At 70.1% G+C, this 15,744-nt stretch carries 15 protein-coding genes; all 15 read left to right on the top strand.

Annotated elements, in window-relative coordinates:
• Positions 1-148 precede the first annotated feature (148 nt).
• The 15 genes from V5O40_RS22925 to nuoL all read left to right on the top strand — a co-directional run bounded on the left by V5O40_RS22925 (position 149) and on the right by nuoL (position 15,701).
• Positions 149-859 carry a demethylmenaquinone methyltransferase gene (locus V5O40_RS22925; protein WP_332907367.1) on the top strand — a complete coding sequence of 237 codons (711 nt, stop codon included), beginning with the start codon at positions 149-151 and terminating at the stop codon, positions 857-859.
• A gap of 128 nt (positions 860-987) precedes the next feature.
• Positions 988-1,197: a hypothetical protein gene (locus V5O40_RS22920; RefSeq protein ID WP_332907366.1), complete on the top strand. Its 210-nt coding sequence runs from the start codon at positions 988-990 to the stop codon at positions 1,195-1,197.
• A 130-nt stretch (positions 1,198-1,327) separates the two neighbouring features.
• Positions 1,328-2,602: a geranylgeranyl reductase family protein gene (locus V5O40_RS22915; RefSeq protein WP_332907365.1), complete on the top strand. Its 1,275-nt coding sequence runs from the start codon at positions 1,328-1,330 to the stop codon at positions 2,600-2,602.
• A 109-nt stretch (positions 2,603-2,711) separates the two neighbouring features.
• Complete coding sequence (locus V5O40_RS22910; RefSeq protein ID WP_093404019.1) at positions 2,712-3,077, top strand: NADH-quinone oxidoreductase subunit A; 366 nt, start codon at positions 2,712-2,714, stop codon at positions 3,075-3,077.
• A 13-nt stretch (positions 3,078-3,090) separates the two neighbouring features.
• Entirely contained in the window at positions 3,091-3,768 is a 678-nt protein-coding gene (locus V5O40_RS22905) for a NuoB/complex I 20 kDa subunit family protein (RefSeq protein ID WP_119578786.1), read from the top strand.
• The gene (locus V5O40_RS22900) at positions 3,765-4,496 is read left to right on the top strand and encodes an NADH-quinone oxidoreductase subunit C (RefSeq protein WP_332907364.1); all 732 of its coding nucleotides are present in this window, start codon (positions 3,765-3,767) and stop codon (positions 4,494-4,496) included. The genes V5O40_RS22905 and V5O40_RS22900 overlap by 4 nt, the downstream gene beginning before the upstream one ends.
• A complete protein-coding gene (locus V5O40_RS22895) occupies positions 4,493-5,818 on the top strand; it encodes an NADH-quinone oxidoreductase subunit D (RefSeq protein ID WP_332907363.1) in 1,326 nt (441 codons plus the stop codon). Before V5O40_RS22900 ends, V5O40_RS22895 begins: the two co-directional genes overlap by 4 nt.
• The gene (gene nuoE / locus V5O40_RS22890) at positions 5,815-6,855 is read left to right on the top strand and encodes an NADH-quinone oxidoreductase subunit NuoE (RefSeq protein WP_332907362.1); all 1,041 of its coding nucleotides are present in this window, start codon (positions 5,815-5,817) and stop codon (positions 6,853-6,855) included. Before V5O40_RS22895 ends, nuoE begins: the two co-directional genes overlap by 4 nt.
• Complete coding sequence (gene nuoF / locus V5O40_RS22885) at positions 6,852-8,168, top strand: NADH-quinone oxidoreductase subunit NuoF (RefSeq protein WP_164446495.1); 1,317 nt, start codon at positions 6,852-6,854, stop codon at positions 8,166-8,168. The genes nuoE and nuoF overlap by 4 nt, the downstream gene beginning before the upstream one ends.
• The gene (locus V5O40_RS22880) at positions 8,168-10,663 is read left to right on the top strand and encodes an NADH-quinone oxidoreductase subunit G (RefSeq protein WP_332907361.1); all 2,496 of its coding nucleotides are present in this window, start codon (positions 8,168-8,170) and stop codon (positions 10,661-10,663) included. The genes nuoF and V5O40_RS22880 overlap by 1 nt, the downstream gene beginning before the upstream one ends.
• Positions 10,660-12,006 carry an NADH-quinone oxidoreductase subunit NuoH gene (nuoH, locus tag V5O40_RS22875; RefSeq protein ID WP_332907360.1) on the top strand — a complete coding sequence of 449 codons (1,347 nt, stop codon included), beginning with the start codon at positions 10,660-10,662 and terminating at the stop codon, positions 12,004-12,006. The genes V5O40_RS22880 and nuoH overlap by 4 nt, the downstream gene beginning before the upstream one ends.
• A gap of 1 nt (position 12,007) precedes the next feature.
• Positions 12,008-12,649 (top strand): NADH-quinone oxidoreductase subunit NuoI, encoded by a 642-nt coding sequence (gene nuoI / locus V5O40_RS22870; RefSeq protein ID WP_093404032.1) that lies wholly within the window; start codon positions 12,008-12,010, stop codon positions 12,647-12,649.
• A complete protein-coding gene (locus V5O40_RS22865; protein ID WP_332907359.1) occupies positions 12,646-13,416 on the top strand; it encodes an NADH-quinone oxidoreductase subunit J in 771 nt (256 codons plus the stop codon). The genes nuoI and V5O40_RS22865 overlap by 4 nt, the downstream gene beginning before the upstream one ends.
• Positions 13,413-13,730: an NADH-quinone oxidoreductase subunit NuoK gene (gene nuoK, locus V5O40_RS22860; RefSeq protein ID WP_013731028.1), complete on the top strand. Its 318-nt coding sequence runs from the start codon at positions 13,413-13,415 to the stop codon at positions 13,728-13,730. Before V5O40_RS22865 ends, nuoK begins: the two co-directional genes overlap by 4 nt.
• A gap of 24 nt (positions 13,731-13,754) precedes the next feature.
• A complete protein-coding gene (nuoL, locus tag V5O40_RS22855; RefSeq protein ID WP_332907369.1) occupies positions 13,755-15,701 on the top strand; it encodes an NADH-quinone oxidoreductase subunit L in 1,947 nt (648 codons plus the stop codon).
• Positions 15,702-15,744: the final 43 nt, after the last annotated feature.

Raw genomic sequence — 15,744 nt, 5'->3', positions numbered from 1 at the left:
CGAACCCCTGTGGTCGGCCCTCTACCGGCCCGCGCGGGCCGTTCACACACCGCACGGCTGGGAGGGCGGGATGGGTGACCACCCCGCCCTCACTGTGTCGCCTCGACCCTGTCCGGGCCGTCGCCCGCCGGGCTGGCAGAGTGGAGGGGTGAGCCGTACCCCGCAGGGCCAGCGCGCCAGCCTGGACAAGCAGCCGCACGAGGTCGCCGCGATGTTCGACGGTGTCGCGGCCCGTTACGACCTGACCAACACCGTCCTCTCCTTCGGCCAGGACCGGTTCTGGCGGCGGGCCACCCGGGCGGCGCTCGAACTGCGACCGGGCGACCGGGTGCTGGACGTCGGCGCGGGCACCGGTGTCTCCACCGAGGAACTCGCCCACTCCGGGGCGTACGCGGTCGGTGCCGACCTGTCCCTCGGCATGCTGCACGCCGGCAAGCGCACCCGTCCGCAGGTGCCGTTGCTGGCCGGGGACGCCCTGCGGCTGCCCTTCGCCGACGCCAGCTTCGACGCGGTGACGATCTCCTTCGCGTTGCGCAACGTCAACGACACCGACGCCGCCCTGGCTGAGCTGGCCCGGGTGACCCGTCCGGGGGGCCGGCTGGTGATCTGCGAGTTCAGCACCCCGGTCAATCCCGCGTTCCGCACCATCTACCTGTCGTACCTGATGCGCTCGCTGCCGGCCGTGGCCCGGACGGTCGCCAGCAACCCCGACGCGTACGTCTATCTCGCCGAGTCGATCCGGGCCTGGCCGGACCAGTCGGCGCTGGCGGCGCGGGTGGCCGCCGCGGGCTGGGGTCGGGTGGCGTGGCGCAACCTGACCGGTGGCGTGGTGGCGCTGCACCGCGCGGTGCGGACGTGAGCCGGGTGCTCGCCGCGCCGCCATCGGTGGAGCTGAGCCCGGTTCCCGGCCCGGGTCGACGCGGCAGCAACACTGTCATTTAGGGGAATAAGGCAATTATGTCGGCTTTGCCGCTTAGGCTGACCGGCATGACGGATCCGAAGAACCTGGCCATCGGCGATGCCGCGGAGCTGGTCGAACAGCTCAGGGGTCTGGCCGGCGCGGATCCTGCCGACGTCCGCCAGGTGGTGACCGAGGTGCTCGCGGCCCTGGACCGGGCCGCCGGTGGCACCCTGCGCGAGCAGTTGCCGGAAACCATTCGGGCCGGCCTGGACGGCGCCGGCCCGGCCCGGCCCTGAGGGGTTGCGACCCCCAGATCGTTTCCAGCAGGTTAGGCCAACCTAACAAGGCGAGCGTACGGCGCCGGTCATAGACTCGACCCCGCTGGCTTGTGAAGCATTTCACGAGCAGGGCGGGGAGGAGGCGCTAATGACCGCGGTGGAGAACGACGCCGACGTGATCGTCGTGGGCGCCGGTCCCGGTGGTTCGGCGACCGCGTACCACCTGGCTCGGCACGGCGTACGCGTGCTGCTGCTGGAGAAGACCGAGTTCCCCCGGGAGAAGGTCTGCGGCGACGGGCTGACCCCGCGCGCGACCCGGCAGTTGATCCGGATGGGGGTGGACACCTCACCGGAGGCCGGCTGGCTGCACAACCGTGGCCTGCGGGTGATCGGCGGCGGTGTCCGGCTGGAGCTGGACTGGCCGGATCTGGCCAGCTTCCCGAACTACGGCCTGGTGCGCACCCGACTCGACTTCGACGACCTGCTCGCCCAGCGCGCGGTGTCGGCCGGAGCCAAGCTGCGGACCAGCGTGAACGTCATCGGCCCGGTGCTCGACGGCGACGGCCGGGTGATCGGGGTGCAGGGCGAGGACGGGCCGGACAAGGCACCCGTCACCTTCCACGCGCCGCTGGTGGTGGCCGCGGACGGCGTCTCGGGCCGCTTCCCGCTCGCCCTCGGGCTGGCCAAGCGGGAGGACCGCCCGATCGGTGTCGCCGTCCGGCGCTACTACCGCTCCGCGGCCCGTCACGACGACGACTACCTGGAGTCCTGGCTGGAACTGCGGGCCAAGGGCACGAACGAACTGCTGCCCGGGTACGGCTGGATCTTCGGTCTCGGTGACGGCCGGGTCAACGTGGGGCTGGGCATCCTCAACTCGTCCTCGGCCTTCGGCAAGACGAACTACCGGCGGCTGCTCACCGACTGGCTGGCCAACACTCCGCCGGAGTGGGGGATGGCCGACGAGGCCAACGCCGAGGGTTCGATCCTCGGCGCCGCCCTGCCGATGGGCTTCAACCGGGTGCCGCACTACACCCGGGGGGTCATGCTCGTCGGCGACTCCGGCGGCATGGTCAACCCGTTCAACGGCGAGGGCATCGCGTACGCGATGGAGTCTGGCGAACTGGCCGCGGAGGTCGCGGTCCAGGCGCTGGCCCGGCCGGCCGGCGCGGAGCGGGAGCGGGCCCTGATGGCGTACCCGCAGGAGCTGAAGACCCGGTTCGGCGGCTACTACCGGCTGGGCGGGATCTTCGTGAAGTTGATCGGTCGGCCGGAGATCATGCGGGTGGCCACCAAGCACGGCATGCCCCATCCCACGCTGATGCGCTTCGTGCTCAAGCTGCTGGCCAACCTCACCGACCCGCGTGGCGGTGACGCGATGGACCGGGTGATCAATGCGATGACCCGGGTCGCGCCCGCCGTGTAGGGGGCGCGGAGCAGGCAAGGTCCACCCCCGCCGAAGGGCGGGAGGTGGGATGTGAATAGTGTGAATTTCGCCAACCACCGAGGGCAGGGAAGGACGAGCAGGAGAAGAAATGTCGCTCTCGCCTTACGTACCCATCATCGGGCTGTTCGCCCTCGCCGCGGGTTTCGCGCTGTTCTCGATAGCCGCCGCCCGGTTCGCCGGCCCCCACCGCTACAACAAGGCCAAGCTGGAAGCCTACGAGTGTGGGATCGAGCCTAGCCCGCAGCCGATCGGCGGTAGCCGGTTTCCGGTCAAGTTCTACCTGACGGCGATGCTCTTCATCGTCTTCGACGTGGAGATGATCTTCCTGTACCCGTGGGCTGTCTCCTTCGACATCCTGCCGGTCTTCGGGTTCGTCGCCATGTTGGTGTTCATCGGTGCCGTCTTCGTCGCGTACGCCTACGAGTGGCGACGCGGCGGCCTGGACTGGGACTGAGGGAGGAACCGCTATGGGTATCGAGGAGAAACTCCCCGCCGGCGTCCTGCTCACCTCGGTGGAGAAGCTGGTCAACTGGTCGCGCAAGTCGTCGGTCTGGGGCGCCACGTTCGGCCTGGCCTGCTGCGCGATCGAGATGATGGCCGCCGGTGGTCCGCACTACGACATGGGCCGCTGGGGCATGGAGGTCTTCCGGGCCTCGCCCCGGCAGGCGGACCTGATGATCGTCGCCGGCCGGGTGAGCCAGAAGATGGCCCCGGTGCTGCGCCAGATCTACGACCAGATGGCCGAGCCCCGCTGGGTGCTCTCCATGGGCGTCTGCGCCAGCAGCGGCGGCATGTTCAACAACTACGCCATCGTGCAGGGCGTCGACCACGTCGTACCGGTCGACATGTACCTGCCGGGCTGCCCGCCCCGGCCGGAGATGCTGATCGACGCGATCCTCAAGCTGCGCGAGAAGATCGGCCACGAGCCACTCGGCCCGAACGGTCGCAAGATGCTCGCCGCCCGCGAGGCACGCGGTGACGTGCCGGTGGTGCCGTACGGCTCGATGCCGTCGTCGTACCGCAGCGACAAGGCCCGGCGGGCCGAGTGGACGAAGGCCGTCCGCGAGGGCCGCGAGGAGCAGCTGCGGATCGAGAACTGGATGAAGGCCCAGAACCACCTCCAGCCGTACCGGGGGATCAAGTGACTGACGACAAGCCCAGCACCGGCGGCGTGCCGGTCCCGGTGACGCCGGCCGGAGCGACGAGTGGCGCACCGGCCGAGTTCCCGCCGGCCGCGCCGGCCGGCCGGGGCATGTTCGGCAACCAGGGCAGTGGCGACGTCTCCGGATTCGGCGGACTGGTCCGGCAGCACCGCACGGTCGAGGATTCACCGCGGCCGTACGGCGGCTACTTCGACGAGGTCCGGGACGCGCTGGAGGAGGCGTACCCGGCGTTCGGCGAGGCGATCGAGAAGGTGGTGGTCGACCGGGGCGAGCTGACCCTGCACATCCGCCCCGAGCGGATCGCCGAGGTCTGCCAGGTGATGCGGGACGATCCGGCGCTGCGCTTCGAGCTGTGCTCGTCGGTGTCCGGCGTGGACTACCTGGGTGCCGACGCCCGCCGACTGCACGTCGTCTACCAGCTCACCTCGATGACGTACCGGCGGCGGGTCCGGCTGGAGGCCGCCGTCAGCGCCGAGGAACCACACCTGCCCAGCGTCACCGCGGTCTACCCGACCGCCGACTGGCAGGAGCGGGAGACGTACGACATGTTCGGCGTCATCTTCGACGGCCACCCGGCGCTGACCCGGATCCTCATGCCGGACGACTGGGAGGGTCACCCGCAGCGCAAGGACTACCCCCTCGGCGGCGTGCCCGTGGAGTACAAGGGCGCCGAGATCCCGCCGCCCGACAAGCGGAGGTCTTACCAATGACCGCGTCCAACTACGCCACCGAACGCGAGACCACCGAGGGTCGCGTCTTCAACGTCACCGGCGGGGACTGGGACGACGTGGTGTCGGGGGTCGACCCGATCAACGAGGGTCGCATCGTCGTCAACATGGGTCCGCAGCACCCGTCCACGCACGGCGTGCTCCGGCTGATCCTGGAGCTGGAGGGCGAGACGGTCCGGGAGGCCCGCTCGGTCGTCGGCTACCTGCACACCGGCATCGAGAAGAACCTGGAGTACCGCAACTGGGTCCAGGGTTCGACCTTCGTGACCCGGATGGACTACCTCTCGCCGATCTTCAACGAGACGGCGTACTCGCTGGCCGTCGAGAAGCTGCTCGGCATCGAGGAGCAGATCACCGAGCGGGCCACCACCATCCGGGTGCTCATGATGGAGCTGAACCGGATCTCCTCGCACCTGGTCTGGGTGGCCACCACGGCGATGGAGCTCGGCGCGATCAACATGATGCTCTACGGCTTCCGGGAGCGCGAGTACATCCTGGAGATCTTCGAGCTGATCACCGGGCTGCGGATGAACCACGCGTACGTCCGCCCGGGCGGTGTCGCCCAGGACGTGCCGGACGAGGCGATCGTCAAGATCCGCGACTTCCTCACGCTCATGCCGAAGCGCCTCAAGGAGTACGAGAACCTGCTCTCCGGCCAGCCGATCTGGCTGGAGCGGACGCAGAACGTGGCGGTGCTCGACGTGACCGGCTGCCTGGCGCTCGGCGTCACCGGCCCGGTGCTCCGTTCCGCCGGCCTAGCGTGGGACCTGCGCAAGACCATGCCGTACTGCGGCTACGAGACGTACGAGTTCGACGTGCCGACCCACCCCGACGGCGACGTCTGGGGCCGTTACCTGGTCCGGCTGGCCGAGATCCGCGAGTCGTTGAAGCTTGTCGAGCAGGCGCTGGACCGGCTCAAGCCCGGGCCGGTGATGGTGGCCGACAAGAAGATCGCCTGGCCGGCGCAGCTGGCCATCGGCGTCGACGGCATGGGCAACTCGCTGGAGCACGTCGCGAAGATCATGGGCCAGTCGATGGAGTCCCTGATCCACCACTTCAAGCTGGTGACGGAGGGCTTCCGGGTGCCGCCGGGTCAGGTGTACGTCGCGGTCGAGTCGCCGCGCGGCGAGCTGGGCGTGCACGCGGTCTCCGACGGCGGGACCCGGCCGTACCGGGTGCACTACCGGGAGCCGAGTTTCGTCAACCTCCAGGCCCTGCCGGCGATGGCCGAGGGTGGCCTGATCGCCGACGTGATCGCCGGCGGCGCCTCGCTGGACCCCGTCATGGGAGGTTGTGACCGGTGACTGTCTTCACTGACGAGACGCGGACCAGGGCGCGGGAGATCATCGCCCGCTACCCGGCGGACCGGTCCCGCTCGGCCCTGCTGCCGCTGCTGCACCTGGTGCAGGCCGAGGAGGGCTACGTCTCCCCGGCCGGCGTGGCGTTCTGCGCCGAGGTGCTCGGCCTCAACAAGGCCCAGGTCGGTGCGGTGGCCAGCTTCTACACCATGTACAAGCGCCGGCCGACCGGCGACTGGCTGGTCAGCGTCTGCACCAACACCATGTGCAACGTGCTCGGTGGCCAGGAGGTCTACGACACCCTGGTCGAGCACCTGGGTGTCGGGCACGACGAGACCACCGCCGACGGCCAGATCACCCTGGAGCACGCCGAGTGCCTGGCCGCCTGCGACTACGGCCCGGTGATGACCGTCAACTACGACTTCTTCGACGGCGTCGACCCGCAGACCGCGGTCGGGGTGGTCGACGAGCTGCGGGCCGGTGGCCGGCCCACGCCGAGCCGTGGTGCCCGACTCTGCACCCTGAAGGAGATGGCGGTCCAACTCGCCGGCTTCGCCGACGAGCGGGAGGGTGCCGTCGCCGACGGGGTGCCGGGCGAGCCGACGCTGCGCGGTCTGCGACTGGCCCAGCAGCACGGCATCTCGGCACCGGGCTTCGACCCGAACACCCCGATCCGCAGCGGCAAGGCGGGCGACAAGCCGGCACCGGCCACCCCGGCGAAGGCCGCACCGACCGGCAGCACCGCACCCGACGTTCCGGCGCCGGACCGCAAGTCGCCGCAGGTGCGTACCGCCGAGACCCGGCAGCCGGACGCGAAGACCGCCGTCCCGGACGCGCCCGGGACCAAGGCCCCCGTCGACGGGCAGCCGCCCGCGGCGGGCGACGCCCGGGCCGCCGAGGCCGCGGGGGCGGCGGCCAACAAGCCGGCGGGCGACGGCAAGCCGGCCGGTGACGACACCGGCGCGCAGGAGCGCAACCTCAGGGAAGCGGAATCCAACGGCGGTGGCCGGGATTCCGCGCACGACAAGGGGGCTCAGAAGTGACCACGCCCGCGCCGCAGACCCTGGCCAAGTTGACGCCCGTGCTCACCAAGCGCTGGCTGTCTCCGGACGCCTGGCGGATCGACACCTACGAGAAGCTGGACGGCTACGCGGCGCTGCGCAAGGCGATCAAGGCGCACCCGGACGACCTGATCCAGCTGGTGAAGGACTCAGGGCTGCGCGGTCGCGGCGGCGCCGGCTTCCCCACCGGTCTCAAGTGGGGCTTCATTCCGCAGGGCGACGGCAAGCCGCACTATCTCGTGGTGAACGCCGACGAGGGCGAGCCCGGCACCTGCAAGGACCTGCCGCTGATGACCCACGACCCGCACTCGCTCGTCGAGGGCGTCATCATCGCCTCGTACGCGATCCGGGCCAACCGGGCCTACATCTACATCCGCGGCGAGGCCGTGCACGCCGCCCGCCGGCTGCGTAACGCGGTGAACGAGGCGTACGCCAAGGGTTACCTGGGGCGGGACATCCTCGGCTCGGGCTTCGACCTGGACCTGGTGGTCCACTCGGGTGCCGGCGCGTACATCTGCGGTGAGGAGACGGCGCTGCTGGACTCCCTGGAGGGCTTCCGGGGGCAGCCCCGGCTGCGCCCGCCGTTCCCGGCCACCCATGGGCTGTACGCCAGCCCCACCGTGGTCAACAACGTCGGCACCATCGCCAGCGTGCCGTACATCGTGCTGGGCGGCGCGGACTGGTGGAAGTCGATGGGCACGGAGAAGTCCGCCGGCCCGATGATCTACTCGCTCTCCGGCCGGATCGCCAACCCCGGCCAGTACGAGTGCGGCCTCGGCATCACGCTGCGCGAGCTGATCGAGCTGGCCGGCGGGATGCAGCCGGGTCACAACCTGAAGTTCTGGACCCCGGGCGGATCGTCCACCCCGCTGCTCACCGCCGAGCACCTGGACGTGCCGCTGGACTTCGAGGGGGTGGCCGCCGCCGGCTCGATCCTCGGCACCACGGCCACGCAGATCTTCTCCGACCAGGACTGCCCGGTCTACGCGACCTACCGGTGGCTGGAGTTCTACCACCACGAGTCGTGCGGCAAGTGCACCCCGTGCCGGGAGGGCAACTACTGGATGGTCCGGGTCTACCGGCGCATCCTGGCCGGCCAGGGCACCCAGGACGACCTGGACACCCTGCTCGACACCTGCGACAACATCCTCGGCCGCTCGTTCTGCGGTCTGGGTGACGGCGCCACCAGCCCGGTGACCTCGTCGCTGAAGTACTTCAAGCAGGACTACCTCGACTACATCGAGGGACGGACCGCGCCGAAGTTGTCCGACAAGCAGTTGGTGGGAGCCCACTAATGACGGACGTAGCCAAGCCGACCGAGACGGTCACCCTCACCATCGACGGCGTCGAGGTCACCGCCCCCAAGGGAGCGCTGCTGATCCGGGTCGCCGAGCAGATGGGCACCGAGATCCCCCGCTTCTGCGACCACCCGCTGCTGGCCCCGGCCGGCGCCTGCCGGCAGTGCCTGGTGGAGGTGGAGGGGCAGCGTAAACCCGTCGCCTCCTGCACCCAGACCGTCGCCGACGGCATGGTGGTCCGTACCCAGCTCACCTCTCCGGTCGCCAAGAAGGCGCAGGAGGGGATCATGGAGCTGCTGCTGGTCAACCACCCGCTCGACTGCCCGATGTGCGACAAGGGCGGCGAGTGCCCGCTGCAGAACCAGGCGATGTCGACCGGCCGCACCGACTCGCGGTTCCACGAGCACAAGCGGGAGTACCCGAAGCCGCTGCCGATCAGCACCCAGGTGCTGCTCGACCGGGAGCGGTGCGTGCTCTGCCAGCGGTGCACCCGGTTCTCGGAGGAGATCGCGGGCGACAAGTTCATCGACCTGATGAACCGCTCCTCCGCCGAGGAAATCAACATCTACCGGGACGAGGACTACGGGACCGAGGGCGAGGACGGCGACGTCCCGTTCAACTCGTACTTCTCGGGCAACACCGTGCAGATCTGCCCGGTCGGCGCGCTCACCGGCACCCAGTACCGCTTCCGCGCCCGGCCGTTCGACCTGGTCTCCAGCCCGAGCGTCTGCGAGCACTGCTCGGCGGGCTGCGCCCAGCGCACCGACTGGCGCCGCGGCAAGGTGCAGCGCCGGCTGGCCGGGGACGACCCGCAGGTCAACGAGGAGTGGAACTGCGACAAGGGGCGGTGGGGCTTCCAGTACGCCCGCGCCGTCGACCGGCTCACCACCCCGTTGGTACGCGACGAGCACACCGGCGAGCTGCGGGAGGCGTCCTGGAGCGAGGCGCTCAGCGTGGCCGCCGAGGGGCTGCGGGCCGCCCGGGACACCGGCCAGGGCGCCGGCGTGCTCACCGGTGGTCGGCTGACCGTGGAGGACGCGTACGCGTACGCGAAGTTCGCCCGGGTCGCACTGCACACCAACGACATCGACTTCCGGGCCCGCCCGGTCTCCCGCGAGGAGGCCGACTTCCTGGCCAGTACGGTCGCCGGCAGCACCGACGTCACCTACACAGACGTCGAGAACGCACCGGCGGTGGTGCTGGTGGGCCTGGAGCCGGAGGAGGAGTGCCCGATCCTCTTCCTGCGGCTGCGCAAGGCGTACCTGAAGAACAAGCTGAAGGTGTACGCGATCGCCCCGTTCGCCACCCGTGGCCTGGAGAAGCTCGGCGCCAAGCTGGCCCGGGTGGTGCCGGGTGAGGAGGCCGGGGTGCTCGCCGAGCACGCCACGGTCGCCGAGGCGCTCAGCGCCGAAGGGGCGATCCTGATCGTCGGCGAGCGGCTGGCCACCGTACCGGGGGGCCTGTCCGCCGCCGCCGAGGTGGCCGCGCGGACCGGGGCGAAGCTGGCCTGGGTGCCGCGGCGCGCGGGTGACCGTGGCGCGGTCGACACCGGCTGCCTGCCCAACCTGCTGCCCGGCGGTCGCCTGGTCACCGAGCCGGCCGCCCGTGCCGAGCTGGGTGAGGCCTGGGACATCCCGGCCGGGGTGATCCCGAGTCAGGCCGGCCGGGACACCGACGGCATCCTCGCCGCCGCCGCGGCGGGTCAGCTCGGTGCCCTGGTGGTGGCCGGCGTGGATCCGGCGGACCTGGCCGACCCGCGCCTGGCCGAGCAGGCCCTGGACGCGGTGCCGTTCCTGGTCAGCCTGGAGTTGCGGGCCAGCGCCGTCACCCGTCGGGCGAACGTCGTCCTCCCGGTCGCACCGGTGGTGGAGAAGGCCGGCAGCTTCCTGGACTGGGAGGGCCGGCTGCGCCCGTTCGACGCGGTGCTGGACACCGCCGCGATGACCGACGGGCGGGTGCTCGACGCGCTCGCCGCGCAGCTGGACGTGCGGCTGGGCACCGGGGACGTGCTGACCGTCCGGCGTGAGCTGGGCGGCCTGCCGGTGACCCGGGTGAGCCGCCCGGACGCTCCCACGGTGCAGCCGGGGCCGGTGCCGCAGCCGGGTGCTGGCGAGGCGGTGCTGGCGACCTGGCACCAGCTGATCGACCTGGGCAGCCTCACCGACGGCGACGAGCACCTGGGTGGCACCGCCCGCCCGCCGGTGGTCCGCCTCGGCAAGGGCAGCGCGGAGGCGCTCGGCATCGCCGACGGCGACCCGGTCACGGTGGGCACCGACCGGGGTGCGCTGACTCTGCCGGCGGCGATCACCGAGATGCCGGACGGGGTGGTCTGGCTACCCACCAACTCGCCCGGTTCGACCGTGCGGCGCAGCCTGGGCGCGACCTCCGGCGCGGTGGTCCGGATCTCCGCACCCGGCACCACCGAGCCGGTCGCCGCCGATGCCGCGGGCCGGCCGGGTCCGATCCTCAACTCCTCCGGGGGTGTCGCATGAACCCGCTGGCGCAGGCGCCGTCGTTGAGCGACTTCGGCCACGACCCGTGGTGGCTGATCATCGGCAAGATCGTCTTTGCCTTCGTCGTGGCCCTGCTCGGCACGCTGCTCGGCGTCTGGTTCGAGCGGCGGGTGGTGGGGCGGATGGCCGTACGCCCCGGCCCCAACCAGCTCGGTCCGTTCGGTCTGCTGCAGACCCTCGCCGACGGCTTGAAGATGGCCTTCAAGGAGGACATCCTCCCGAAGTCGGCCGACAAGGTCATCTACTTCTTCGCCCCGGCCATCTCGGTGATCTGTGCGGTCACCGCGCTGTCGGTGATCCCGTTCGGCCCGATGGTGAGCATCTTCGGTCACCAGACGCCGTTGCAGGTCACCGACGTGCCGGTCGCGGTGCTGGTGGTGCTCGCCCTCTCGTCGATGGCGGTCTACGGCATCGTGCTCGCCGGCTGGGCGTCCGGCTCGACCTACCCGCTGCTCGGCGGGTTGCGGTCCGCCGCCCAGCTGATCTCGTACGAGGTGGCGCTGGGGCTGTCCATCGTGGCGGTGTTCATGCTCGCCGGCACGATGTCCACCAGTGAGATCGTGGCAGCCCAGGGCAACGGAACCCGGCTGACCCTGTTCGGCGCCGACATCCCGACGCCGGGCTGGTACGCGCTGCTGCTCTTCCCCAGCTTCATCGTCTTCTTCATCTCCATCGTCGGCGAGACCAACCGGCCGCCGTTCGACCTGCCGGAGGCGGAGTCGGAGCTGGTGGCCGGCTTCATGACCGAGTACAGCTCGCTCAAGTTCGCGCTGATCATGCTCAGCGAGTACGTCGCGATGGTGACCATGTCGGCCTTCACCGTGACGCTCTTCCTCGGCGGCTGGCACGCGCCGTGGCCGATCACCGAGTGGTCGGGGGCGAACTCCGGATGGTGGCCGCTGCTCTGGTTCTTCGGCAAGGTCATCCTGCTGGTCTTCGTCTTCGTCTGGCTGCGCGGCACGCTGCCCCGGCTGCGGTACGACCAGCTGATGCGCTTCGGCTGGAAGGTGCTCATCCCGATCAGCCTGGTCTGGATCGTGGTCCTCGCCGGCCTGCGCACCATCGACGACTGGGACACCCAGAGCCGGCTGTACGCCATCGGCATCCCGGCCGGCATCGTGCTGCTCGCCGCGCTGTTCTGGCCGAGCCGCAAGGCGGCACCGAAGCCGACCCTCGCCGAGCAGGTCGACAACCGGCCGCCGGGCAGCTTCCCGCTGCCCCCGCTGGATCTGCAGGTACCACCGAGCCCGCGTACCCGGCGCATGGTCGCCGAGCGGGAGCCGGCCAACGCCCCCGCCGGCCAGGACTCTGAGGAGGTGTGACGTGGGCGCGATCACCGGAACGTTCAAGGGCTTCGGGGTCACCTTCTCGCACATGTTCAAGAAGGTCGTCACCACCGACTACCCCTTCACCCCGCCGACGCCGGCCCCCCGCTACCACGGGCGGCACATCCTCAACCGGCACCCGGACGGGCTGGAGAAGTGCATCGGCTGTGAACTGTGCGCCTGGGCCTGCCCGGCGGACGCGATCTACGTCGAGGGTGGCGACAACACCGACGAGCAACGGTTCTCGCCGGGCGAGCGGTACGCCAGCGTCTACCAGATCAACTACGCGCGGTGCATCTTCTGCGGACTGTGCATCGAGGCCTGCCCGACCCGCTCGCTGACCATGAGCAACGAGTACGAGCTGGCCCGGGACAACCGCCAGGATCTGATCTTCACCAAGGAGCAGTTGCTGGCACCGCTGCTGCCGGGGATGGAGCAGCCGCCGCACCCGATGCGGCTGGGCGACAGCGAGAAGGACTACTACGTCGGCAGCCTCACCAACCCGGGCACCTCCGCCGGGGCGGAGCGCTCACCGATGGGGCCGGGACGCTACCAGGTCGACGAGCACCCGGGCGTCACCTTCCCCGGTGCCGAGCAGGCAGCGGCGCGGGCCGAGGCGGAGAAGGGGGAGTCGGCATGAACACCTCGACGCTGCTCGCCGCCTCCGGTGCGGTCTCCGGCGGCGAGGCGGTGACCTTCTGGATCCTCGCTCCGCTCGCGCTGGCCGGTGCGATCGGCATGGTCGTCGCCCGCAACGCGGTGCACTCGGCGCTGTGGCTGGTGCTGACCATGCTCAGCCTCGGCGTGTTCTACGTGCTCCAGGCGGGGCCGTTCATCGGCATGGTGCAGATCATCGTCTACACCGGTGCGATCATGATGCTCTTCCTGTTCGTGCTGATGCTCGTCGGCCGGGAGGCGTCCGACTCGCTGATCGAGGTGCTGCGCGGCCAGCGGATCGCGGCGATCGGGCTGGGGCTCGGCTTCGCCGGCCTGCTCGGCAGCGGGGTCTACCGGGCCACGCAGGGCAGCGCCCCGCTCGGCCTGGAGCAGGCCAACGCGGGCGGCAACGTGGAGGGCATCGCCCGGTTGCTCTTCACCGACTACGTCTTCGCCTTCGAACTCACCGCGGCGCTGCTGATCACCGCCACCATCGGCGGCATGATCCTGGCGCACGTCGAGCGGCGCAAGGAGGACAAGCGGGACCAGGTGGCCACCATGAAGGCCCGCTTCACGCCGGGCAACTATCCCGGCCCGAAGCCCGGCCCGGGTGTCTTCGCCACCTCCTCGTCGGTCGCCACCCCGGCCCGCCTGCCGGATGGCCGGCTGAGCGACCGCAGCACGCCGGACATCCTGCCGGTGCGGGAGCTGACCGCCGAGGAGACCACGCTGAAGGGCACTGAGAAATGAGTGACTTCTTCTCGGTCGAGCCGAACTACTACCTGGTCCTCGCCGCGGTGCTGTTCACCATCGGCGCCGCCGGGGTGCTGGTCCGGCGCAACGCGATCGTGCTGTTCATGTGTGTCGAGCTGATGCTCAACGCGGCCAACCTGGCGCTGGTCACCTTCAGCCGGATGAACGGTGACCTCAACGGCCAGATCATGGCGTTCTTCGTGATGGTGGTGGCGGCGGCCGAGGTCGTGGTCGGGTTGGCCATCATCATGGCGATCTTCCGCACCCGACGCTCCGCCAGCGTCGACGACGCCAACCTGCTGAAGTACTAGAGGGGCCCACCGGTGGACGAAATCATGACGTACGCCCAGGCTGCTCCGGCCGAGACCGTCTCGTACGCGACGGCGGACGGGCTGCTGAGCAGCGTCTGGCTGCTGGTGGCCATCCCGTTGGTCAGCGCCACGATCCTGCTGCTGCTCGGCCGACGGGCCGACCGCTGGGGGCACTGGCTCGGGGTGACCGCGGTCGGTGCCGCCTTCCTGCTCGGCCTGAGCTACTTCCTCGGCCTGCGCGGCCTGGAGAACAGGTCGGTCGAGCTGAGCCTCTGGGACTTCATCGCGGTCGGCGGCCTGCGCGTGGACTTCGGTCTGCTGTTCGATCCGCTGGCCGGGGTCTTCGTCCTGTTGATCACCGGTGTGGGCTTCCTGATCCACCTGTACGCGGTCGAGTACATGGCGCACGACGAACGCCGCCGGCTTTTCTTCGCGTACTTCAACCTGTTCATCGCGGCCATGTTGCTGCTGGTGCTCGGCAACAACTACGTGATGCTGTACTTCGGCTGGGAGGGCGTCGGTCTGGCGTCGTACCTGTTGATCTCGTTCTGGTACACCAAGCCGGCCGCGGCCACCGCCGGTAAGAAGGCGTTCCTGATGAACCGGGTCGGCGACGCCGGCCTGGCGATCGCGATCTTCATCATGTTCGCCACCCTCGGCACCACCCAGTACGACGAGGTGTTCAACGGGATCGGCGCGCTGGCCGGCGGCACCGTACTGGTGCTCGGCGTGCTGCTGCTGCTCGGCGCGGCCGGCAAGTCCGGCCAGTTCCCGCTCCAGGCGTGGTTGCCGGACGCGATGGAGGGCCCGACCCCGGTGTCGGCGCTGATCCACGCCGCGACGATGGTCACCGCCGGTGTCTACCTGATCGCCCGTTCCAACATCATCTTCTCGGCCAACGCCACGTTGCAGCTGGTGGTGGTGAGCGTAGGCGCGCTGACCCTGCTCATCGGCGCGATCATCGGCTGCGCCAAGGACGACATCAAGCGGGTGCTGGCCTGGTCCACGGTCAGCCAGATCGGCTACATGTTCCTCGGCGTCGGGCTGGGCGGCGCGGCGTACGCGCTGGCCATCGTGCACCTGCTGGCGCACGGCTTCTTCAAGGCCAACATGTTCCTCGGCGCCGGCTCGGTGATGCACGGCATGAAGGACCAGGTCGACATCCGCCGCTTCGGTGGTCTGTCGAAGTACATGAAGATCACCTGGCTGACCTTCGGTGCTGGCTGGCTGGCCATCATCGGTCTCTTCCCGTTCTCCGGCTTCTGGTCCAAGGAGCCGATCATCGTCGAGGCGTTCGCCCGGGAGGGCTGGACGGCCTGGCTGTTCGGCGGGGCCGCGCTGCTCGGCGCCGCGCTGACCGCGTTCTACATGACCCGGTTGTTCGTGCTGACCTTCCACGGGCCGAAGCGGTGGACCGAGGACATCGAGCACCCGCACGAGTCCCCGGCGCTGATGACGGTCCCGCTGATCCTGCTCGGTATCGGTTCGCTGGGTGCGGGGTGGCTGCTGGCCACCTCCGTGCCGGACTGGTTGACCGCCACCTACGGCCTGGGCGTGCAGGAGGAGGGCCACGAAGCGGTGCTCTCGCACCTCGCGATCACGGTGCTCGCCACGTTGGTCACCGTCGCCGGGGTGGCGTTGGCCTGGTTCCTGTTCCGCAACGGGACTGCGACCGCGCAGCAGCCGGCCGGGGTGCTGGTCACCGCCGCCCGCAAGAACCTCTACACCGACGCGGTCAACGAGGCGGTCTTCGAGAAGCCGGGCATCTTCCTCACCCGGGCGCTCGTCTACCTCGACAACCGGGGCATCGACGGGCTGATCAACGGCCTGGCTGCGGGCGTCGGCGGCGGATCGGGCCGACTCCGGCGGTTGCAGACCGGCTTCGTCCGGTCGTACGCCACCTCGATCCTGACCGGCGCGCTGCTGGTGGTGGCCGCCTTCCTGGCCGTACAGGCGGGGTGGTTCGCGTGATCGACCTCTTGAGGCTGTCGGCCTCACAGGCGGCCGTCGCCGG

This window comes from Micromonospora palythoicola (assembly GCF_036689795.1).
Lineage (GTDB): Bacteria > Actinomycetota > Actinomycetes > Mycobacteriales > Micromonosporaceae > Micromonospora > Micromonospora palythoicola.
Note: the sequence above shows the minus strand (reverse complement) of the source record. Positions and strands in the feature narration are given on the sequence as shown.